The 22337-nt window shown below is 39.3% G+C and carries 17 protein-coding genes; 6 read left to right on the forward strand and 11 right to left on the reverse strand.

From position 1 onward, the window contains the following. Positions 1–205 precede the first annotated feature (205 nt). Positions 206–982 (forward strand): hypothetical protein, encoded by a 777-nt coding sequence (locus RRG12_RS02410; protein ID WP_420758206.1) that lies wholly within the window; start codon positions 206–208, stop codon positions 980–982. On the opposite strand, the gene RRG12_RS02415 is transcribed toward RRG12_RS02410, so the two are convergent. Both RRG12_RS02415 and RRG12_RS02420 read right to left on the reverse strand, forming a co-directional pair. After that, positions 979–1221 carry a hypothetical protein gene (locus RRG12_RS02415; RefSeq protein ID WP_420758207.1) on the reverse strand — a complete coding sequence of 81 codons (243 nt, stop codon included), beginning with the start codon at positions 1219–1221 and terminating at the stop codon, positions 979–981. The two genes, RRG12_RS02410 and RRG12_RS02415, sit on opposite strands and share 4 nt — an antisense overlap. A gap of 150 nt (positions 1222–1371) precedes the next feature. Continuing rightward, positions 1372–2232, reverse strand: a complete 861-nt coding sequence (locus RRG12_RS02420; protein WP_420758208.1) for a sensor histidine kinase — start codon at positions 2230–2232, stop codon at positions 1372–1374. 193 nt (positions 2233–2425) lie between these two features. On the opposite strand from RRG12_RS02420, the gene RRG12_RS02425 reads away from it, so the two are divergent. Further along, complete coding sequence (locus tag RRG12_RS02425) at positions 2426–3088, forward strand: response regulator (protein ID WP_114083221.1); 663 nt, start codon at positions 2426–2428, stop codon at positions 3086–3088. A gap of 188 nt (positions 3089–3276) precedes the next feature. Here the strand turns inward: RRG12_RS02425 and RRG12_RS02430 are convergent, their stop codons facing one another. The 4 genes from RRG12_RS02430 to RRG12_RS02445 form a co-directional block, all read right to left on the reverse strand. After that, a complete protein-coding gene (locus RRG12_RS02430; RefSeq protein ID WP_420758209.1) occupies positions 3277–3870 on the reverse strand; it encodes a DUF6753 family protein in 594 nt (197 codons plus the stop codon). A 172-nt stretch (positions 3871–4042) separates the two neighbouring features. After that, a complete protein-coding gene (locus RRG12_RS02435) occupies positions 4043–4750 on the reverse strand; it encodes an ATP-binding protein (protein WP_420758210.1) in 708 nt (235 codons plus the stop codon). Beyond that, entirely contained in the window at positions 4734–5738 is a 1005-nt protein-coding gene (locus tag RRG12_RS02440) for a hypothetical protein (RefSeq protein ID WP_420758211.1), read from the reverse strand. The genes RRG12_RS02435 and RRG12_RS02440 overlap by 17 nt, the downstream gene beginning before the upstream one ends. A 33-nt stretch (positions 5739–5771) precedes the next feature. Next, entirely contained in the window at positions 5772–6107 is a 336-nt protein-coding gene (locus RRG12_RS02445; protein WP_420758212.1) for a hypothetical protein, read from the reverse strand. 700 nt (positions 6108–6807) lie between these two features. Between RRG12_RS02445 and RRG12_RS02450 the strand changes: the two genes are divergently transcribed. Together RRG12_RS02450 and RRG12_RS02455 are read left to right on the forward strand one after the other, a co-directional pair. After that, on the forward strand, positions 6808–7467 hold the full coding sequence (locus RRG12_RS02450; RefSeq protein ID WP_420758213.1) for a hypothetical protein: 660 nt from the start codon (positions 6808–6810) through the stop codon (positions 7465–7467). Positions 7468–9241: 1774 nt separating this feature from the next. Continuing rightward, positions 9242–9904: a tyrosine-type recombinase/integrase gene (locus tag RRG12_RS02455; protein WP_420758214.1), complete on the forward strand. Its 663-nt coding sequence runs from the start codon at positions 9242–9244 to the stop codon at positions 9902–9904. Positions 9905–10006: 102 nt separating this feature from the next. Here the strand turns inward: RRG12_RS02455 and RRG12_RS02460 are convergent, their stop codons facing one another. The 4 genes from RRG12_RS02460 to RRG12_RS02475 form a co-directional block, all read right to left on the reverse strand. Next, the gene (locus RRG12_RS02460) at positions 10007–13564 is read right to left on the reverse strand and encodes a plasmid replication protein, CyRepA1 family (protein ID WP_420758215.1); all 3558 of its coding nucleotides are present in this window, start codon (positions 13562–13564) and stop codon (positions 10007–10009) included. Between the two features lie 412 nt (positions 13565–13976). After that, on the reverse strand, positions 13977–14117 hold the full coding sequence (locus RRG12_RS02465; RefSeq protein WP_420758216.1) for a hypothetical protein: 141 nt from the start codon (positions 14115–14117) through the stop codon (positions 13977–13979). A gap of 526 nt (positions 14118–14643) precedes the next feature. Next, positions 14644–14910, reverse strand: a complete 267-nt coding sequence (locus RRG12_RS02470; protein WP_420758217.1) for a hypothetical protein — start codon at positions 14908–14910, stop codon at positions 14644–14646. A gap of 11 nt (positions 14911–14921) precedes the next feature. Next, a complete protein-coding gene (locus RRG12_RS02475) occupies positions 14922–16331 on the reverse strand; it encodes an NACHT domain-containing protein (protein ID WP_420758218.1) in 1410 nt (469 codons plus the stop codon). A 729-nt stretch (positions 16332–17060) separates the two neighbouring features. Between RRG12_RS02475 and RRG12_RS02480 the strand changes: the two genes are divergently transcribed. Both RRG12_RS02480 and RRG12_RS02485 read left to right on the forward strand, forming a co-directional pair. Further along, complete coding sequence (locus RRG12_RS02480; protein ID WP_420758219.1) at positions 17061–18923, forward strand: protein kinase domain-containing protein; 1863 nt, start codon at positions 17061–17063, stop codon at positions 18921–18923. Positions 18924–18973: 50 nt separating this feature from the next. After that, a complete protein-coding gene (locus RRG12_RS02485; protein WP_420758220.1) occupies positions 18974–19993 on the forward strand; it encodes a hypothetical protein in 1020 nt (339 codons plus the stop codon). On the opposite strand, the gene RRG12_RS02490 is transcribed toward RRG12_RS02485, so the two are convergent. Further along, positions 19960–22197 (reverse strand): CHAT domain-containing protein, encoded by a 2238-nt coding sequence (locus RRG12_RS02490; protein ID WP_420758221.1) that lies wholly within the window; start codon positions 22195–22197, stop codon positions 19960–19962. The two genes, RRG12_RS02485 and RRG12_RS02490, sit on opposite strands and share 34 nt — an antisense overlap. Between the last annotated feature and the right edge of the window lie 140 nt (positions 22198–22337).

The following is a 22337-nucleotide window of genomic DNA, read 5'->3' on the forward strand; positions in this document are numbered from 1 at the left end:
CCATGTCTGTTCGCGCAGCGTCTCCAAGAGTTTGTCGGGGGCTTTAGACCATGATTCAGACGCTATCTAAAAGACGCTAAAAGCGTAGCAAGATCCCCGTAGGGGTACACGCACTCGCTTGCCGCCGGCACTATCTACTAAATCGATTCAGAATTCAATTCTGAATTCTGGCTCCTGACTCCTGAATTCTTCTTTGGTAATACCTATGCAATCTAGCTCAGTGGCCCAAACCATCACTATCATCAACCGCAACAGTGGCTTTTCTGACAACCAAATGGCCTACAGACTGGCGCTGATGATGGAGAAACACCCACCTTCACCGTCAATAACCCCCGCACTAGACCCCACACAGCGCGAAAATATTATTGGTGAGGTGAGAAATACTTTAGACCTGTCCCAAAATGCTCAAAGTACTGAAGATTACAGGCAATCCCTTAAGGAAAAATACTACCAAGAGTACGCTCAAAAATTTGGTTTAAATAAATTCGAGGAAACACCTGATATAGATAAGTCAACAAGAGTTGAAGATTTGATCAATGAAAAGAAAAAGACATTCTTGCAGCAGATATTAGAAACTAAAGGGCGCAAACTGCCTTTTGTTGACAGCCAACAGTCAAAATTGGTTGAGACTGAAAATAATCAGGTTGTTAAAAAGTCTCTCATTCCTGCACTAATGAATATTATCGTTACAAAGGGACAAGATACTATTGGTGGTCGGGTCTATGAAGGCATGGCTTATCAATTAAATTTGTTGATGAGAGAAGGTATGCAGCGTCTGACTGTTTGGCGCAAAAGTGATAATCAATCGGCTTTTAGTGCTTATAAAGTAGATGATAACGAAGAATACAAAGTAATACACAATCACCTTTCACCACAAGAAACACAAAAGCTGATCAACTTTGATATAAGAGTGCAACAACAACAGCAACAGCCACAGCAACAACAAAACGAGCGTTCTCCTGACGGCCCAGAGTTAGACTAACTAAAATACCCGACAAACAACCCAAGAATGTACGCACTTACTAAGACATATCGCTTAGTCACCCGCTCGAATTGTGACCAGGGCGAGATGATGACAGCTAATACTATGTAATACAATGCTTGTAAAAAATCGTTGTGCCCCAGTTTGATGATAGCGGCAATCATCAAAGCCGCAAAAATTAGAAATTCCACTCCTGTTTCAATCCTGTCCCAAAGTTTCACATCATATAAGTAACGCATCAACTCACCTCTTTTAGAAGTCGGAAGTCGGAAGTCAGAAGTCGGAAGTCAGAAATTAAACTCAAAACTTCCGACTTTCGATCTCACACTTCATACTTATTCTTGTCTCACCATAATTCTGATCTTTCTCCATGATTAAAATTAGGAGCTTCAAACCTTTTTAAACTCAAAACTTCCGACTTCCGAACTCCCACTTCCGACTTGTTTTGGTGATTTGGACAACATCCTATCATCAACCCCATATATCTCGTCATCTTTGTAAGGAAATATAATGGTGAATTTGGTTCCTTGTTTGGCTACCGAATCTACCCTCATACTCAGTCCGTGAGCAGAAGCCACCATCCAGGCAATATACAACCCCATTCCTCTGCCCGGCTTATCAGATAACTTACTTTGGGGCGCTCTCCAAAGCGGAATAAATATATTTGATAGCTGTTCGGCGGCAATCCCACAGCCGGTATCTTCAATCTCAACAATTAAATCATCATCTTGATTGAGCAGTCTTATAAATATATCTCCTCGCAAGGTGTACTTAATAGCATTAGTTATGATATTGCATAACATTCTGTCAATACTTATACTGTCACCCCGTACTTGCGTTTCATGCTTGTATATTACTTGCGTTTCATAGTGGAGATTCAAGGAATGATACTGTGCTATTACCTTGTATTGAAAATATAGCTTTTGTAAAAAATCTAACATATCAAACTGCCCTAACGTTGCTAGACTAGGTTCTAAATAAGGCGTTCTTCTATCAACCAAGCCCAGTCCTCGCTCATTCATTTCTTGCAAACCTATCAAAAGAGGTCTGATTTCTTCTAAAGACTGTCCATAAGCACCATCAATTATCTGATTCAGCACTAATGATGTGGCTCTAAAACTGCTTGATACATCATGTAACAGAGATGAGAAATCCAATTGCTTGCTTAGAGATTCTTGCTGCATATATGCTTCCCAAGATAGATTGTTGTTTTTGCTACTTTTATGAATGCTAATTAAATTTTCTTTCATCTCGAATATTTTTATTTTAGACTGAAAAAATTTTTATTCACTCAGACTTTAGTACTAATACTTTTACTTAATTTGGACTGCCATACTTTTCTAAAGTAACTGTTCTCATTTTACGTTTGTATATATAATTTAAAACACTTAACATCAATAACTGTGATATAAATATTTTAGTATCTAACAATCAAAACTTTATATGATTCGATTAGTACTTATTGAGGATGAAGAGGTATTCAGACTCGGCATCACTACTGCTATTCAACAGCAACCAGATATGGAGATGGTCGCTAATGCTTCTACTGGTGAGCAGGGTATTAATATCGTCAAACAGTGGGAGCCTGATGTTGTCCTTGTGGATATTGGTTTACCCGACATTTCTGGAGTCGAGGTCATTAAGCAAATCAAGATTTATCGCAGTAACACTAAAGTTGTTGTCCTTTCCTGCAATTCTTCTCAAGAAATTGTCAATGCTGCTATCGGCAGTGGCGCTGATTCTTATATTCTCAAAAAAAATAACATTTCTTTGATTTTAGAGGCGATCAGAACCACTCATAATAATAAAAGTTTATTTGATTCCGAAATTATTAAAAGAGGTTTGTTAAATCTTCTTCACAAGCCCAAAATCAAAGGGAAAATCTTTGATGACCACTTAACCGAGCGAGAAATTAATGTTTTGTCATTAATCGCTGCCGGATTATCTAATAAGGAGATAGGTCACAAGCTGTTCATTGGTGAAAACACGGTCAAAAATCATGCTAGGAATATTTATTCTAAATTAGGTGTTGATAATCGCATCAATGCTATTCTAAAAGCCTCTGAACTCGGCTATATCTCAAACACTGTTACCCAAGTTAGTTAACCCGTATTTCTCACAAGCTTCCCTGCTTTGATGGAGCAGAGGGGCGGAGGGGCAGAGGGGCAGAGGGGCGGAGGGGCAGAGGGGAAAGAAAGAACTTGGTATTTTTGTTCTCTCCCACTAGCGAACCTGCTCCCCTGCACAAGCGCAGGCTTTGAGAGGTGTGGTGAGAAATCCGGGTTAAGTGCTTTTCACTTACCTACTTGAATTAAACAATAGCCCTGGGTTTTACTCTGCTGTGTTTGACAGGCTTCAATTGCTGCTTGATTCTTCAAGATTATTTGATACATCTGCTTTCCCTCTTGGGATTTTGCCCATTGCAGAATCTTTATCTCGTTACGTGAGACTACTACTGACTGATTCGTTCCTACATTCTGCACCAGATTCCACGTTGTCAGCGAACCCAGCAAGGTACTGCCAGCCGCTACTAATCCACACACCAGAGATACTGTCCCCAATCCCCAGCCTGCCTGCACTTTCATACCTGCGTCGGTGGGCTTAATTTTTTTCATCTCATCACGCACAGCACTGGAGACAACCGTATAGTGCATTGACTCGGCGGATTTACTTGTCTTCTCCAGTTTTTGGTCTATTAATGTTGCCCATGCTTCTATCATTGCCTCCATTCTTGCCTGGAGGTCTATGATCGTTTCTTCATATCTGCCTAGTGTCGCCATCATCCTAAAAACTGGATCATCTGGTGTAATTCCTAGTTGATATGCCCCTTCAACTATGCGTTTTTGTTCTGATGGGGAGTAGCCTTGTAATGTGTCTTGTAGTGTCATAAGGTAGGGTATAGGGGGTAGGGTGAATGGCACGCTTGTTAAGCTGAAACCGGGTCAGGGCAGGGGATAGAGTTGCAGGTTCGTTTTAAGACAATTAAATTTTAGTTGCGTCAAGGAGTTCCACATCTTCTTAATTCTCTACACCCCACACTCAACACCCTACTTTTGGTCATCAATCAAGCCCTAGATATTTAATAGCCAAATTGTTATTCATCACTGAATTACGGAAATTTTTAATCCACTGGAAAATGAAGCTTCTCCAAAATAAAATTATTGAGAAATCCTGGCAAACTTGTGAATATGGCTTGACAGCTTTCTCCATCGCTTGATAGTGATTTCGATGTAAAGCCATCAAATTTATTTCTGTTCCTCCTATTGTTAACAGAATTTTCTGCATTTTTTCGTCATATTCCCTAAACTCTGGCGCAAAATGATAATTCTTCACTATCACATAGTTAGCATTGTTAGTAGCAGTTTGGATGATTTGAGTTAAGTAGTCTATGCAGTCCGTTCTATGTGATATCGGTTGCAGGAACGTTAGCTTCCATCCATATTCAGCTAAAGCTTCTAATAGTTCAGACTCAACAATATACTGACAAATTTTGTCTATGTGCTGCCCCGGCATATCCACTAAAATGATATCTATATCAGCAGCTACCAGATCAATAAACATCCTGTCAGTTTGTTTATTGAAAAAATCTATCTTTTCAATACACACTAAATCTTTGTAAGCCAAAAGTCTATCACGATTATCATGATCATAAACTTTCAATCTTTTACCTTGAAGTTGATAAATTTCCAGCAACAGTTTCATAACTGTAGACTTTCCTACACGAGAGTCACCTACAGTCATTACCATTCTTTTAGAAGATTTCAACATTTATACTCTCCAGCCCTAAGAGATGCTTAACTGGACAAATTTGCTGTTTAAAAGTTTTTAGCCAACTCTTCACCCGCATTTTCACTCCTGGTAGTTCTTTTTGCTTTATTCCTTCAGAAAAAGTTAGTGACTTTTCATCTAAATAATCATAGGCATATTCAAGCAAATTCGGCATTGTAATATCAAATAAAGGGATTCCTGCTTTTAATAGCTCTTGCTTTATCTCTTGAACTATTGATGAGTTGCTATATCTAAAAAATTCTGACTCTTCACCATAAAATAAATTTCTAACGACTATGTAATCTACTTTATTTCCGCAAAAGCTGTATAAATCTATTAATTGCTTTACCGAATCTGATACTCGACTAATTAGCACGACCATTGTTACTCTAATGTCATAATCATTGGCGGCTGTTTCCAAAAACTCTTGTTCTATAAATCTTTTAAATATTTGTCTTGATTGCGGTGGCAATTCTAATAAAAACAGCGATTCTGGTGGTGGCAGTTGATTATATGTATCTGGCTCTGGCTCCATCATTCTCTTTACCTGATCAAAAAATCTATCTATACTTCCATCTTTAAAAATATTTAACTGCTGTATTTGACAATGCTCACTGTTCTCACCATAATATCTCAACAAATCTGGATTAGAATTATCTGCATCTACTGCCACAATTCTTCTTTTCTCATCTATACAAGTTTGTAAAAATCCTCTCGTCCACATCGATTTACCAACTCCACCTTTCCCCCCGTCTACTATTACTAATCTTCTTGGGGGAGTTTTAGTTACCTCTTCTGTTTTTCTATTAATTTCTTCTGCCTCTTTATCTGCATTTGAGGCTATATCAAGGTCTAACTTTAGTTTCTCTAACTCTAACTGCTGCTCTGGTGTTAAATCATTTAGCTTTATTTCTTCTGCTTCAATTGCCGAGATATCAGCTTTGCCATTAATATTTCCATTTTGACTGTTATTGATAGTTTGTCTCATTCTTCTTCTTCTCCTCATAATTCAGATTTGTTCTCAATTCTCTAAAAAAAAATCTTTTTGAAATATCGGTAAGACATTACTCCTTATCCATTGCGTGAAATTATTAATCATTTGTTCTTCCACTATGCCTTTTAAATTATATATATCTCCCGAATTTAAAGTTTTTACTATTGTTACTTGCTCACCAATAACCACATGACGTTCTCGACTTTGGATATGCAGAGGCACTACTTTTTCATTATTTAATTCTGGTGCAATAATCTGAAATACATCTTCAGCAAATATCTCTAGCCCTAATGGGGTTGATATTACTCGAACCGCGCTACCCAAAGTATGGTCAAATTCCCAAAATGTCCATATTTTTTTCATTGCTGATTTAGATGTTACTTACGCCAATTATGCTCACGCACAAATTATTTCTCAACTTTGCTCTTTTATCTATGACATATTCCGACTAAAAAGATGAAGAAACTTTAGTACTGTTTTTTTCCGTACTCAAGTGACTTGTTCTTTCTTCATAATTGTTGTACTATTTTTTATTTGCTTTTTTACAAAACGTAGTAACACAAAATCATCCTGCGCTATAGGAAGATCCAGAGGTCGCTATCACCTCACCTACCATTAGGGCTGTGAACTGTATCAAACAGTAGTGCGACGATATATCTGGACGCTCTGTGCGCCATTGCCTCTATGTGATTTCAGTTGCCGATGGCTGTGGAAGGGTAGAACTATAACTAAAAACTGTTAAAACTTGATTGCATATATGCAACAAATATGTATAATATTTGCAGCTTGTAATCAAGCATTCTTAGAAGTAGATATTGCTTAAAGAAGGAGTCAGAATAAATTAGTGGAGGATTCTGATCCGCCACTACGAAAGTTGACCACCAAAGTTTCTTGTTTTGTGGGGGACTTAAACCCGTTTATTCAGACGCTAAATCGATTCAAAATTCAACTCTGTTAGCGGATAGCTAAGGTTTAGCCCATTCTGGCGACTGACTCCTGAATTCTTTCTTGTTAAACAAGAAAATCGCTAATTAATTTCGCGTATTAATTGTTGGAGTTTTTTATGAATAAAATAGGTTTACTAATAGCCCTTGTTTTGATAGGTGCGGGTACTGGGGCTTGCCAGTCTGAAAAAGACTTGGTGGCTCAGGCAGAGAATGATTCTGGGGCTAAGTTAACTGATGTGCAAAGCCAAAAGGATAAGGAAGTACAGGAGCAAATAAGGCAATATGTAGAAGAGACACCTAATTTATATAGAATAACTTGGAAGGTATGCGGAGATTATAGAAGTAGGAAGCGGGATGGAGTAAGATGTAGCGAAACGAAAATTCCCAAAACTAAAGGATATGTTGATCCCGTTTACGTCTGGGCAGCTAATGGGGTGCAGTTTGTTAATAAGCAACACTTTGTTAATAGCTATTGGGCTACAGGATTGTTTGTCAAGTCTAAAGGATGCTTGAACTCAGGTAAGCCAGAACAAGAGCAATTTTATAATGTAAAAAATTTCACCAGAGATAAAACGAATCCTGTTCCTACCGCAGCAAACGTGAAGATTGAACCTCTGTCAAAGCAGGAAAAGCAAACAGTAGTAGAACTTGCCTTCAAGGACGCAGAAACAGAAAATTATGCGCTGAAAAATTTCGGTGTGTCAGCAACCACAGGATTAATACCCACTGGGAAAACTTGCTTGACTCTTGAAGAATGGAAGAAGACGCAATCGTAAAAATCAGGCATAGTCGCTTCCTTGGATCGCAGTTCTGTCGCGGCGACTTCCTCCATCTCCAGCACAACCAACTAATTGGTTGATCGGCATCGCAATTTGCCGACCATTGGTCGGCAAAAACTTAATTATGATTCTGAAAAACTAATCCTTTATATGAGCCAAGATCGAGGGTGTTAAAAGGAGCGGGAATTTGCAGACCACCATGCCAAACAATGTCTGTGCCTTCCCTTATGCCCTGTGTATAAATATTTTGTAATATAAAATACCTTGCTTTACGCAATTATAATTACTGCAAGCATCGCTATGCAGTAAAATTTCCTGCATTATACTCATCTAGGTAAATAGGCTAAATGAACCTAATATCAACTTATTTGTTTACCTAGACAAGTATCATGATACAGCACGGGGGTTTTGTTCGATGTTAAAGTTATATTTTTAACTGTGTAATTTACGACATCATAAATTAACTCGCAATCAGCTAAAGTCTCTTCGCCCATCAGGGTAGGGCGGCCGCATCATGTCACGCACTCGCGTTCGGGGCTTTCATCGTTCGCGCTAGCGTCTCTTTTGGAGACGGCTGGGCATTTTATTATTTGGATCTCCCTCACCCTGAGAATTGATTCAGGACAAGTTCGGAATCAATTGCAGAAAAGTTTGAGTTTTTGGCACGCAAGTTTTACCCGTTTCTTGAAGAATTTTTTATAGAGGAATCAAGCCACTCTCAAAAAATAAACTAAAAATGACTCTATAGTTTTATGGCGTGATAGCGATTAAATAGCGGGCTATTCGGATAAGGCTTCATTTGGCACTGAAGCAGGGGGAAATTTTGTACAAGTTTCTTAAAATAAGCACCTTTGCCCGTTTTCTTTAACCCAAACCTACACCTGTAATATTTGTGTAGTTAACTGTTAGGAGTATGCTCTTTAACCTGTTGTATTACTTATTAACTATAAAGTCATTTTCAGTTTATTTTTTCACCGATTTTTAGGTTTTTCTTTTAAAGGTGTATTTTTAGGGGGAACCACAAAAAAAGATACCAGCCTTGTTCTTAATTGCTCGTTGTGTGGCGTGGATCTGGATCGTACTTTCGTATCTTTATCCCTGTTTTGTCACGTTGGGAGAATGCAATAGCCCAAAGGGTTATGAAGCTTTAGTTTCCAGCTTTTGGCTATAAATTTTAGTTTCTATTAGGAAATAAAGCCTCAAATGTTGATGAAATCAAAACCTCAGAACTTGGCTAAGATTATTGTTTTCCGAGAGTGACAAAACAGGGTTATGAGCGGGTAAGTGCCTTACCACCCAAATTGGGAAAATTGACGAAGACGAACCGATCACTTACTTAGGTAGGTACCTACACGTTGAAAACACATTGTAATTTCAGACATCAAAAACTAACTTGCCCTTCGGTAAAGTCCCAACGGCCGTTTCTGCATTGTTATCAATCAATATTGATATTGGCTAACTACAACAACTGGTGCTTTCAGGTGAAAGCTGCGGCGATTGCACGGAGCGCAACTGTCCATTAAAGAATTATTTGTCAGTTTTAAATAATTAGTGTCCAAACGCTCGATTTTTTAGCTCTGTGCAATTTAAATGATGGTCTAGCTCTGTAAATCCAGTTTTTTAAAATTAATGTCCCTTTCACTTACAACAAAGGCCCTCATTATCCACTCAAGCTCATCTGCATAGCTGCGGAAATTGCACCCCGTAGCAATTCCTGTCCCCGTGGACTGGGATAATAAGAACAGGGCGGGGTGTTGATGGGGCAGCAACCTTGAAAATTGATAGGCATGGTCGAGCAAAGATTCTGTCTTTGCAGGAAATCCAACTTCTGTTCTCGGAGGGGGTAGATTCACTGCGAGACAAAGCGCTGTTTGCGGTGATGCTTTACACAGCGTGTCGGGTGAACGAAGCAGTGACGTTGCTTAAGCGGGACGTATATGATGCCAAAGGAAAAGTCAGAGCCAAAATCATCTTTCGCAAAGGTAACACGAAAGGGAAACTGGCTACCCGTGCCATCCCGGTAATTCAAGAATTGCGAGTCAGGTTGCAAGCATATAAACCGCGTGATGATTCTCCTTGGCTGTTCCCTGGAAATGCTGACCACTCAAGAGCGAATAACCACCTGCACCGGGATTCGGCATTGTGGATATTGCGAGTCGCTTGCAAAAAGGTAGGAGTTGAAGGCATAAGCTCTCACAGCTTTCGGCGCACAGCACTCACCTCCATGAGTAATGCCGGAATTCCCTTAAGAGTGATTCAAGAAATTTCTGGGCATCGCACGTTGGACGAGCTGTACAAGTACCTGGAGGTGAGAGAAGATCAAGTATTGGGAGCGGTATCATCTTTAGCGCTACTTGCTCCGGTTTCGTCAGACGACTTCGGGAAACCCGATTTAGTCGAAGTGACCGATAATTCAGTAAGGAAAAGGCATTGACCCCATTTTACCAAAAAATCGATTTAGCAAAGCAGCATCAGCACAATTGCTGAAAGCAAAAGTAGAAATTGCTTCAATGATGCGGTGAGTTATGACGAAAGTTTAGGAGAACTCCATCGGCAACACCTCTTCACTTAGCAAGGCATAAAATTCCGGGACAAGAGATTCCACAAGTCGCAGTTCACTCGCTGCGATCGCCTCAAGTTCCAGTACTGTCTCCCAGCGCAAATCCCCAGTCCATCGTTTAAGAATGCCTTTGATTGCGTCCACTCCACGAGAAATACCAGAGCGAAGTATTTCTACACAGTGGAGTAGCGTAACGCGATCAGTGAAAAGAGCAGAGGGGCAGGGGGGCAGGGGGGCAGAGGGGAAAGAACTTGTACAAATTTCTTCTTTGTTTCTCAACTCCTCAACTCCTCTGCTCCTCTGCTCCTCCGCTCCCCTGCTCTCATCTGTAGTATCCTCCCCCTGGCAATGGGAGTTCCCTATAGCATCAGGGGGGGGTGTGGATACGGGCTGCTGATTGGGGCTTACACTATACACAGCAGAGGTTTTGGGGGCATAATAGGTTCGATTTTCTTTTTGATTACGCTTTTCCACGCGATGAGCAATTACCTCTTGAGCAAATTCTAATTCCTCTTTAGATAAAGAGAAAAGTTTCACCTGTTGACCCCGTTTACCTTGCTTGCGGAAAGTCAGCTTTAGCCCCAGCTGTTCTATAAGAGTGCCTAGCAACCAAATAGGTTTACAGTCACTGGGAATAGTAAACCCAAGAATTGCTTTGACGTGAGCAGCACAATGTATAGCGATCTCCGTCATCTTGAGCAAAGTGGGGTCATCGGCGGTAACTTCATCACCCTTCATTAAAGAAGTGAGAATTTGATGCAGTCCCAGGTTAAATCTAGCCAGCCACCGTGCGGAATAATTGCCCCAGTCGATGCACAAAGGTAGATTGTCGCGCTCGGTGCGGTCTTTTTGGGTGACAATTGTTGGTGGGGTAGGATAACTTTGCCCAGTTTTGGGGTCAGTAAACGATTCTTCGGGTGGGGCTAAAATGGCTTCAAGTCCAGCTAAGGCTCTAATTAAGCGACCACCTTTATCCATTTCTACGAGCGATTCGGTTACTTCGATGCCGTAAGAATCAGAAATGCGAAACTTTTCACATTCAAAAATTTCATTAGGGTCAAGGTAATCTTTGCTCTGACGGGCACGGTACTCGCTCAAAGTAATATTCTTGGCCTTGGCAACAGCCGAATTGTGGGCACTATCCAAAGCTTGTGCTGCTGCTTTTAGACTTTCAAGGGATTGAGGATCTGAATCACTGCCCACATATATAAATGTATTGCCCATTTCGGTGAGAAGCGATCGCAAATCATCGCGCAGATTATTCAGAGAATAGTGGCGGTTAGCCATAATTTGGCAGTAAGCCTCAAGCGCCCAATCTTTCTCCGCTCCCCGCTTACCCGTTTCTCTGTCAATTCGCAACAGAAAAGCGGTCATTTCATTGGTTTGGAGCAAGCGCTCTTTAATCTTGGATGCGTTTGTATCCTTGTAACCAAAGGGAGGACGCTTTGCCACCCAAATATGAAACGGGACTTTTGGACGATAACGGTAAAGCTGTTGGGCGCATTCAGTAGCAGTTTGGGAAACGCCGTGAAACACACCAAATACTAAGTCAAAATGATACTCAGAAATATCGACACCAGTACCGAGACTGGGAGAGGCGAACAAGGCATCAAAGTTTTTGACGGCGTTGGTGATATCTTTGATGAAAGCGACATTCTCATCACTGCCAGAATTGTCAGAGTGAACAGACCAGATACGGTATTTTTTTTGTGTATGTGATTTTTCGGAGTTAGATTCTTCGTATTTGATAGTAAAGGATTTGTCGAGTTTTTTGATAAAACGCTTACTGTCGCTGGCAACCATAACTTTTTCTCCAAGCATCAGCGCTGCCGAGATTTGGGCGACTATGGCGCTTGAATTATCCCCCTCGTACCAATAAATTGTGCGTGAACCGTTTCGCCATTCGTTTTTAATGATGTAAGGTACTTCACCTTTTGGTCGCATTGCAAGAAAGAAGTTTACCGTTAAATCGTCCATGTGTGCATCAGCGATGACGACCAGTGGCGCATTGTATACTATATATTCCAGTACCTCCAAAATGGCGGCACGGTGCTGTTTGCAAGTATTACTGTGCAGCAGGTGGGTGAGGTATTGGCAGGCTTCATCTATAAATATGCAGCCGTAGGTGAGAGACTGGGTATTGAGTTTGTGCAAGCTGTCGATAGTAATACTAAGGGCTTGGGCCTGGGCTAAACCTGTGTAACCCAAGTCGGAATACATCGCCGTCCGCAAGCGTTCGGCAAGATTTTTCAGCAAGTTAACCCGATGTCCATTGTTGAGGAACCGCGCGTCGGGGTTTTGGTCACGCCACCAGCGCATAAGTTCAGTTTTACCAGTGCCCATGTCGCTCCAGAGTACGACCAGTCCTGATTTGGGGAAATTGAAAGTAGGGGATTTCTTCGATTTAGATGAATCAACTCCGCCAGAATCGGTAGACTCCTTCTTTGGAGGATGTCCTTTAATTGATGGCGTGAAAAGTTGTTCCTTTTCAAGTTCATAAAGCTCAGGCACTGTCAAGCATTTTTCTTCAAGTTCAGGAATGCACAAAGCCTCAGAGAGATACTTGATATTAACAGTGACATCTGGTTTGTATTTGCTAAGTCCCCATTTCTTAGCCCGATATGAGCGCTGGTAATCTTTTAGTGATTTGGCATCGTCTATAATTGCAGTTAGCAGGGCATTGGCATCAACACCTCGACCAACTACAAAATCATCAACGCCTTTCTCTGGCCCCGGCAGTAATGCAACTTCACATTCACAACCAGCTGATTCGATTGCTTTTGCAGTGCGAACAGTGGCTTGGTAAACTGACCACCTGGTTTTAGAAGAAGTTTCGTGGTCAAATAATATAATGAACTTGCGCCCCGCCTGAGCCATTGGTACTAAGTCAGGATGCAACCGTTCATCAAAATCCTGTTTGCCCACGCGCCCGTTCCAAATTCCCGGAAGTGCGATCGCTACAAACCCCAACGAAAGCAAGCAAGCAGCCTTTTTTTCGCCTTCGCATAAGATAATTGGAATCTCTGGGTGTTGCTTTATCCACTCCCAAAATATTAGTGGATTGAGTTGATCCAGTAAGCGCAATGCTAAAAGTGAATGATAGCGCTTAATTAAATAACGCTTTGCAACTTTGTCCCAGATGGGGTTAGCGACATCAAAGTAGGTAACGCGGTTGGGAGTTTTGGGGGGCGACTCGTACTTAACTGGCTTGCCTTTTTGCCAATCAATGCGCGGGAAGTTGGGCTTAATCCGCCCCCATTCCATCGGTTGCCAGTTTTTGAATGGGTCAAGTGACTGAATCCACGTCCCACCTAGTAATAGATGCTGATACATTTTGATGTATCCATCTGTTACCCGACCCGCATTCTTACGTGGGATCTTATCAGATATGAACAGGAAATCATAAACTGATTCTCCCTCTACATGGAAAAAGTTGCGCTCAATCAACGCCGGATGAATGGCGCTACCAGCTAACAACTCATGGTATTCCGCAGCCGTGAGATTGTTTGGATATTCAGTTGTCGCTGAATTCATCGGTTCTCTCCTCGGAATCCCTTGGAGAGAACTCTTTCAAGCTGCGAAACTCTTGCTCTAGCAGTTCGCCAACCTAAAATTACTGGGTGGAGGTCGGCGCTTGTGCAGGGGAGCAGGAGAGCAGGGGAGAGGCTTATACAAGTTCTTTCCCCTCTGCCCCTCTGCCCCTCTGCCCCTCTGCTAACCACCATGCAAAGTTGACTTGCCAGACTACTAGCCTGGATATTCCGAAAATTTCCCTTCGTCACAGCACAAAATTGCCATGCAAAAGCTGCACTCGACCCCATGCGCTCTAACACTGCGCTCTTGGGGCGTTCCCTGTTTGTCATGATATTTTCCCCTGATAACTTGGTTGACAAGTTCAGAGGGGGTTGTATCAGTTCGCAATTCGCTGCTTTTCGCAACTGGCAATTTAGATGCAGCACGAATTTAAAGTGCCACATTTCCTGCGTTGTTGCGCTAATCCAGCCGCAAAGCCTAGTGTGTCATTTTTCCATAGTCCAAACAGCGCTACAGCGATCGCTTCCTTACTGTTCTGTTGCGGCGAACGCACTTGTGGTGGGTGGAATTATTTCCACCTGCCTGTCCTATACGCTGGAAAAGGCTTTCTTTACTAGATTCTCAGACTAAATTGCTGTTGATATCGCTACTTTACAAAAATTTACTTAAGTAAAATATAAATTTTTCACCAATTCATTAAAAAAGGGGCAGCAAAAGTTGTCTTTACCTACCCCTTTATCGCTATAATTGGCAAAGTAAAGCAGCGTGGTATCTTTTTGACAAGTCAGTGGTTTTAAGTCGGCAAACTTTAAGCGCCACTTTCTTTGTCAGCCGAGATCAACCCCGCTCCGAAATTATTTGATTGTTTGATTTCCAGGCAAAGCACTACTCCTCAGTAGGTTTTGCCTAAATTTTTATGTATTTTCTGTGTTCTCCCTCCTTGCGAAATATTGACAAGCTTGATCTTACAGAACTTCGGGGCTTTTCGCACCTAGCAAAATTTGATTCTTTAATGGTTTGCCTCCTCTCCTTGTTAATCTTGGTAAATCTGCTCTATCTGAACTAGGGCTTTCTTGTCGTCACCCTTGGTAAGATAGTATCCCCTGGGGGTAAGGTAGTGCGGGAAACTTAGATTGGTTCTTGTTGAAGAAACACACAATGAACTGACTCATGTGGAGGGCTATCGCTAGTACAGTCTTTGAATAATGGCTGGCTAAGTGAGTCAGTTGTTGATAAAGGGTGGGTCTAAATGTGCAAGAACTAATGTAGCTGTCACAATTAATCTTAATTTCTTGCCAACCATTTTCTATAGTGATGGATGGATAAAGTTCTTTAATGGTATTCATAAATATTTTGCCTAAGAGATAGTCGATAATATTGGTAAAGCATCGGTAATCTGTACCAAGCCTAAAGGGTCTGTTGTAATATATTTTTTGATTACAGGCTGGAGAGTAAAACTTATTTCTTTAGTATTTGGGTCTTTAACACCTTCAATTAATGATTGCATTTCTAGTTTTTCTAGTGCTTTGACTAGCTCTGATGTTGAGAAAGATGCTTTATTTTTATCTTTAAGATTCTCTAATATAGATAAAAAAGTGATGGGTTGAGAATTTAATATCATTGTTTGTGCGATATAGATGATAATTGTTCGCTCAATTTCTGTCAAAACTTGACTAAAAAGATGATTGAGAGTAGCTTCAAGCTTACTACTAATAAAAGTAGTTTTATATTCTAAAAATTTTTGAGTGCTACCAGCAAAGTAGTGATTAATTTTGTCTACTAATGACTCAAGTTCTGAAGGGTTGCCTCGATAATTTTCAATCAAAAGGAGGCAATCTTCTTTATCTGTAAGTCCTTTATGACGTAAAAGCTGCAAAGCAGAATCTGGATCTAGACCCTCAAGATTGAAAAAATGAAGGGGACGTTTTGATGATTGCAGATCATTTAACTCACTAAGTAAGATTTGACTAGTAAGGAGCAAACAGCTTTTGTGTTTTTCTTCTACTAAACGACGGAAGAAAAGTCTATAATCCAACCGTTGTGATAAATTATTTGATTGAAACAAACCTTCTACTTCATCTAAAACAATCAAACATCGGTAAGTTTGTAATTGTTTTAGTAGTAAGGTAATCTTGGCTTGGGTATATTCAGGTGGATTAGAGCTATATTCTTCAGGACAAACTAGCTCTAGTAGTTCATCTAGTAAATCGTTAAGCAATGGGGCATAAGCAAGCGATTTCCAAATGAAGCAATCAAAAGGAGACTGTTTTTTAGTAGTAAACTCCGATATTAATTTTGCAGCTAACATAGTTTTGCCAACCCCGGCTACTCCTACTATTGCTACGCATCGGTTTGTATTTACTAATTGCTTTAAAAGCATTAGTTCGTAAGTACGTCCATAAAAAACGGATAACTCAGGAGGCTGACCTCCTAAAACTTGCCCTGAAGAAAGATTATATATTTCCTCCTTTGATGCCAATTTAGAATAATAATGTTTGGTCGCTTGCTCTAGGAAAAATTTGACATTTCTTTTAGTAATGCGCTCACCATTACCAATGGTCTTAGTAAGTACGTCAAACAACCTAGAGGCCACACCCCGTTGTAAGTAATTAGTGGAGAAACGGGAATGCTTGGCCATCTGATCGTAATCCCAGTCATCCCAAGCTCCCTTAAGAACAGTAACTTCAGGCTCATTTAAGTGTTTGCATCTTTTGGCAAACACTAATTCATTCACTATGTTTAAAGTTTCATCAAAAGAAACTGTCATGGAGTTACTCTCTTTTGCGCTCCTCTAATTTAGATGCAGCAGGGTGATGACAGACTGAGTTTACAGATATATCTAAAGATGTAAGCTAGAAGGCATATCTGCATAATCTTGAATATCTCTAAAAAATAGAGTTGATGTCAAGGTTGTCAGGTTACACATAATAATACTGTATTGATTTATTTTTAGCTAGGTTATTTACGATATTACATCTAAAGTAAGATTTATTGCTAAACCCAGGTAAAATAACGTAAGTGATTTTTATTGAAACGTATATATAATTAAGTGAAATCCTTGCTGTATAAAGATTTTAGTAACTGAGCCGTTAAAACCCGACCAAAAGTGAAAATTAGTATGGATGGGTATCTTTCAGCTTTACTTTGTGGTATGACTTAGTTGTTTTACTTCCTTCTAATGTAAATAAAAGTTCAAGTTTAACAAGCTATACTTTCCTCTTTTTGAGTTAAACGTATAATTAATAACCTTGATATGGAACAGTAGAGTTGTCTCTTTAATATAGAGTACAGTTGTTTATTTAATTATGATGTATATTTTTAGAGCATCTGAAAACAGATGAAGATACTTCTAAGTGATAATACTTAATACATTTTTCAGAAATGGATTTAAAAAACAAACTGTCAAAGCAACTCATTTTTTCTTTCAGTAGTTTGATGATGACTCAAAATCGTCAGACGATAGTTATTCATCAGTCGCAACAAGGATTGTACAACTGTGAATTACTGTATAAACCCTCTGTGTGAACGACGGCAGAATCTTGATGATGCCGACAAATGCGCTTCTTGCGGTACATCTTTAGTGATCAATGAACGTGTGCGTCTAGTTAAACCATTAAGAGAATTAGATCGCAACCCGTTCACGGCAAATGAGATTTTTGAAATAGAGGATTCTGGGACGCAGTGGAGTCCTGGGCGTAAACGACGAGTCATGAAGATATTAAAATGGAATTCGCCTCAATCTGTGGAGCGATTTGAGCGCGAGGTTTTAGCCTTGCAATTAATAAATCATCCAAATATTCCGCAGACAAACGGAGATGATGACTACTTTACCGTCGAATTAGAGAACAGCCCCTTCAAATTCCGATGCTTAATCATGGATAAAATTGAAGGGGAAAATTTAGAAGATTGGATAGAAACTCATCATTCAGTTTCACAAGAGTTAGCACTAGATTGGTTGGAACAAATAGTAGCAATACTAGATTTAGTACATCATACAGAATTTTTTCATAGAGACATCAAACCAAGCAATATAATTCTAGATCCGGATGGACAATTATATTTAATAGATTTTGGGGCTGTGCGCCAGATAACAGATACATATTTAGCCAAAGTAAGCTCGACTGGAGGAACGGACAGAACTATCAGTAATTACGAAATCACTAAAGTAATTTCCCATTATTACAGTCCGCTAGAACAAGCGCATGGTCATGCGGTTCCACAGTCAGATTTTTATGCTTTAGGTCGGACTATGGTTCGCTTGGTGACGGGGGTAAAATTAAGAGAATTGCAGACAAATCATGATACGGGGAGATTGATCTGGAGACATAAAGCACCACAGATAGATAAGCCATTGGCGGATTTTATTGATGAGTTGATAGATCCAAACCCAGCACATAGACCGCAAACAACGGGAATTATTTTGTGGCGACTCAAAAAACTGCCTGAGCAAAATAAGATTTATAGACTAACAAGGTCGAAACCCTTCATGTTCAGTGCAGCGATCGCCAGCGTTAGTTTCATAGGATTACTAGCTTATACACTTGGATTCCCAGTTTATGCAAATAATTTAGTAGCACAAGGGCAAAAGTTAGAGCAAGAAAATAATACAGAACAAGCGCAAAAGCTATTTGACCAAGCAGTAAAAATTCGCCCGGAATTAAGTAATCAAATTTCCAAATTCTACTTTGATATAGCAGGAAGAGTTAAAGAAGATTTAGAATTAGAAAAGAAATATTATAATTTAGCGGCTAAATATAATCCGAATGATATAGATTCATATAATAATCTAGCATTGACTTGTCAATTTTTGAGAGATATAGATTGTGTAAATAAAAGTTACCAACAGCTTTTTAGGCTAGAGCCTAACTCCTGGACAGGACACTACAATTTAGCTAACTTTTATGAAACTCAAGAAAAATATGATTTAGCTCAAGAACAATATAACTTAGCAATTAAATCTGGTCAGGAGCAGGCGTTAATTGCTGTGAATAATTTGTCTAGGTTGAATAATTTGCAAGGAAATTATACTCAAGCTCAAAAACTAGCAATAGAAGGATTGAATAAAGCCCCATCTAGTGATAAACAGTTAAGAGCAGCATTGTATAAAAATTTAGCCTGGGCGAAACTGACGCAAAAAGATTATCAAGGAGCGGATAAAGATTTGCAAACAGCATTTAAGTTAGATTCACAAAGAGTTGATGTGTATTGCTTGTTATCGAAAGCGAAAGAAGCGTTAGGAGATATAAATTCTGCAAGTGGTTACGGTGAAATATGTTTATTGGCAAGGATGGATACGTGGTTGCCAGAAGTACAAAAATGGCGAGGGGAATTAATAGAGAGGATATTTAAAAAGAAATAAATTTTAGGACTTTGAAAAACAGTTTGTAGAAGAACAAGTATATAAATCCCATGTTCAAGAGAATTCAGATTGGAGCCATTATATTAGGATTAATATTAGTTAACGTCACTGAAAGTCGTGTGTGGGGACAGAAGGTAGTGAGGGCAAATCGGCAATCTAAAGTCTCTTGCGAACCTATAGCGAAAGTGATAAGTGGAGATAGTCGTTATCAACCTTCAAAAAAATTATGTAGTGAGGATAGAGTTGTTGCAGCTAATGGTGGAAAAGTAAAAATCTTCTGTTACCCAAGAGGAAAAATCCTAGACATTCCTAGTGATGTTGTCGGGAAACAATGCTTGCCATTAAAAGTGAACGAAGGTAGAGGATGCAACGTTTTACAAGGAAGAAGCTGTGTCATCCCTAAAGGGCCGGATGAAGAGAACAAACCTACAAAGATGACACCTTATGGAGCAGTAATCAATCAAGAGCGCCCGACAATATCTTGGTCTAAACCAAAGGGAGCGACTGATTACATTGTGCGTATGCGAGGAAATGGAGGCATTAGCTGGGAGGTGGCAGTCAAAGGAGAAAGTTTAACCTATCCGCCCCAAGAGCCAGCATTGAAAGCAGGTCAAGCATACACTTTAGATATAGTTGCCATGCGGGGCGATAGAGTAATAGATGGCAGTAACTCGTTGTTATTGCTGTTAGCCACAGACAATATACAAGAAGTAGAAAAGACAATTAACGTTCTCAAGAACCTTCAACAGCCGCTTGATGAATTGGCGATTGATATGGATGCAGTATATGAGTCATACAATTTAGTCAACGAATCGATAAAAGTGTTAGACGCTAGAGCTAAAGCAGGTTCAACGAACCCAACGATTTATAGATTATTAGGCGATCGCTACTTAATAGCTAATTTTCCTCAACAAGCTAATGAAGCGTATTTAACAGCTAAGAAATTAGCCCAACAAGCAAATAATACTGTAGAGTTAGCTTTAGCAGAAGCTGGTATAAAGATTGCAGCACACACAAAGGTCAAGGAGCAAACGAGTTATCCGCCAACGAGAATAAATGCGCTCCAATAATATGGGTGAAAATATTTGTCACTTTTTAATAAACTGAGTTGTGCTGATCTTAATGCTTCGGCTTTGGTAAGTCCAGATTTCAGTCCTTCATAAAATTTAGTCATCAGTTGAGCAGTAGAATCAGCATCAACTAGCCATAGACTGGCTAAAACACTACGCGCTCCAGCTTGTGCAGCTATACCAGCAATACCCAAAAAGGAGCGTCTATCACCTTTGGCAGTTTGGCAAGCACTCAACACCAGTAAATCAAGGTTGCTTTTATTTTGTAGTAAAGCTTTTAAATCATTAACCATCAGGGGAGTATCCCATGCTAAGACAAAGGTTTGTTCAATGTCCGAGCTAAATTGAGCATGGCTACTTAAATGAATAGCCCAAAAAGAATTGTTTTCAATATCTTTACTAAATCGTTCATGGGTAAATTCGCTATCAAGTAATGTAATGGCAGAGGGATTAGCTTTCTTAATATTCTCAATCTCTAACCTGACTTGAGGTAAAGGACGTAAATCTCTAGGGACGATAGGATTACTAAAACTAGGGCCAATCTGAGAAACGCCACTAGCTAACGTTGCAGCTGGTTTGAGCAGCGATTGCCGCAATTGTTTAGCACTAGAACCTACAGAAATAATGTATGTTTCTAATAAATATTGTTGCCCATCATATAACATATTTAGGGGCAGATTTTGAAAATAACTATCTAGGACGAAACCTATTTTGCCTGATGAGGGTAAATATTGTTTGATAGGTTGAATCAAAAGCTGATAAACTGCTTGCGAATAAGTGAGAAAATTATAACCTTTAGTATCAACGAATTCTAAATTCTGGATAATATTGAAGAAATTAGTCAGAGGTTCACCAATTATATCTAAATCTATTGTGTGACGATAGATATTTTGAGAAGTTTTAACAAGCACCTCTACTCGGTCATCTAATTTAATGAGGTAAACAATATAATCCAAATCTTTTAATCCGCTATCCAATCTTGCATCTAGGGCATTTTCAGCAAATTTACCACAACGCAAGAAATTCTCTACTTCAGCAAATTTAAGTTGTTCTTGAATTTTAATAGCTTGTCTATTGTAGTTTTTATTAGAATTATTCTTGTTAAGTAATAATGATATGTATTCGCGGTAAAGTGGCTCTACTTTTTCTGTAAAAGCAAATTGAATATCAGAGTTAAACAGTAAAACATCACCACGTACTTTATCAAGATTTTTTATAGCAGTAGAATAAAATTTATTAGCTTGCTCGATTTTACCAGATGTTTTATAAAGCCGAGCTAGTTCCCATTGCCATTGATAAACGATATCCCAAGCCTGTACTGATTGAGCGTAGAACATCCCATCATGATACGAACTCTCAGCTTTTGATAATTCTCCACCAGCAGCGTAAATTTCACCTAAAGTACTATTAGCATAAGCAATTGCTCTAAAATTATTTAACTTCTTGGCACTAGCTAATGCTTCCTGTGATAAGGATAAGGCTATAGATTGTAAATTGTTATCTGTGAATTGTTTCACTTTCAAGTTATTACTTTGGGTGATTTTTAGTAAGTTATGAGATAATTTAAGTTTGCTATAAATTGAATCAACCTTGGATAACGTTTCAATTTGTTTCAAATTGGTGAGAATATCATTTATTAGTCTAGAAACAGAATTACTTAAAGGTAAGTATTGTGACAATTGTATTGATGTATTATCTATGAGTAACTTTAACCAGTTTAGTTTAGCTTGTAGAGAAACTGTACTTGGGCTATTACTGAGTTTTTCGTATACTTTCTGGGCAGCATCGAATTTAGACTTGGCTAAAATAAGTGCTTTCTTTTGAGCAGTAAAGTCATCAGTGAGTTGATATTTACTCTTGGCTTGATTGTAAAGTATTACTTCTGTATTAGCTAAATTGAGTAATAAGTTATCTTGAATCTCTTTCTTTTGTAATTGTGCAGCGAAGGTTAAACAGTATTGCAGAATAGTATAAGAAACTTCCGGTTCGCCCATAGCTCGCAAAACATTAGCTAAATTAGAAAAACCAATAATTTGTAAATTTTGGATAGGTTGTTTTTGAAATATTTCTTTTAAATCAGATAAGATTTGAGAAGAATTAGTTTGTTCTTTTAACGCATGAGGGCAAATTCTATTTTCTAGTGCTAAAGCCTGAGTAAGAACTTGGCAAGCGTTAGCATAAGAGCCTAGTGCTTGAAGTGCCAAACTCTGGTTAATTAAACTGCCATTCATCCCCTGCTTGTTATTTAATTGTTCATAAGCTCGATAAGCTGATTGCCATGCTTTCAAAGCAGCTTCGGACTGTCCGTTGTCTAATTGTAAAAATCCTTGCTGTGTGAGAGATT

The organism is Nostoc sp. CALU 546 (assembly GCF_048836525.1).

What these genes read in the sequence shown, in the direction of transcription:
- RRG12_RS02410 (WP_420758206.1), top strand. Translation starts at nt 206, where the DNA reads ATGCAATCTAGCTCAGTGGCCCAAACCATCACTATCATCAACCGCAAC.
- RRG12_RS02415 (WP_420758207.1), bottom strand. Translation starts at nt 1,221, where the DNA reads ATGCGTTACTTATATGATGTGAAACTTTGGGACAGGATTGAAACAGGA.
- RRG12_RS02420 (WP_420758208.1), bottom strand. Translation starts at nt 2,232, where the DNA reads ATGAAAGAAAATTTAATTAGCATTCATAAAAGTAGCAAAAACAACAAT.
- RRG12_RS02425 (WP_114083221.1), top strand. Translation starts at nt 2,426, where the DNA reads ATGATTCGATTAGTACTTATTGAGGATGAAGAGGTATTCAGACTCGGC.
- RRG12_RS02430 (WP_420758209.1), bottom strand. Translation starts at nt 3,870, where the DNA reads ATGACACTACAAGACACATTACAAGGCTACTCCCCATCAGAACAAAAA.
- RRG12_RS02435 (WP_420758210.1), bottom strand. Translation starts at nt 4,750, where the DNA reads ATGTTGAAATCTTCTAAAAGAATGGTAATGACTGTAGGTGACTCTCGT.
- RRG12_RS02440 (WP_420758211.1), bottom strand. Translation starts at nt 5,738, where the DNA reads ATGAGACAAACTATCAATAACAGTCAAAATGGAAATATTAATGGCAAA.
- RRG12_RS02445 (WP_420758212.1), bottom strand. Translation starts at nt 6,107, where the DNA reads ATGAAAAAAATATGGACATTTTGGGAATTTGACCATACTTTGGGTAGC.
- RRG12_RS02450 (WP_420758213.1), top strand. Translation starts at nt 6,808, where the DNA reads ATGAATAAAATAGGTTTACTAATAGCCCTTGTTTTGATAGGTGCGGGT.
- RRG12_RS02460 (WP_420758215.1), bottom strand. Translation starts at nt 13,564, where the DNA reads ATGAATTCAGCGACAACTGAATATCCAAACAATCTCACGGCTGCGGAA.
- RRG12_RS02470 (WP_420758217.1), bottom strand. Translation starts at nt 14,910, where the DNA reads ATGAATACCATTAAAGAACTTTATCCATCCATCACTATAGAAAATGGT.
- RRG12_RS02475 (WP_420758218.1), bottom strand. Translation starts at nt 16,331, where the DNA reads ATGACAGTTTCTTTTGATGAAACTTTAAACATAGTGAATGAATTAGTG.
- RRG12_RS02485 (WP_420758220.1), top strand. Translation starts at nt 18,974, where the DNA reads ATGTTCAAGAGAATTCAGATTGGAGCCATTATATTAGGATTAATATTA.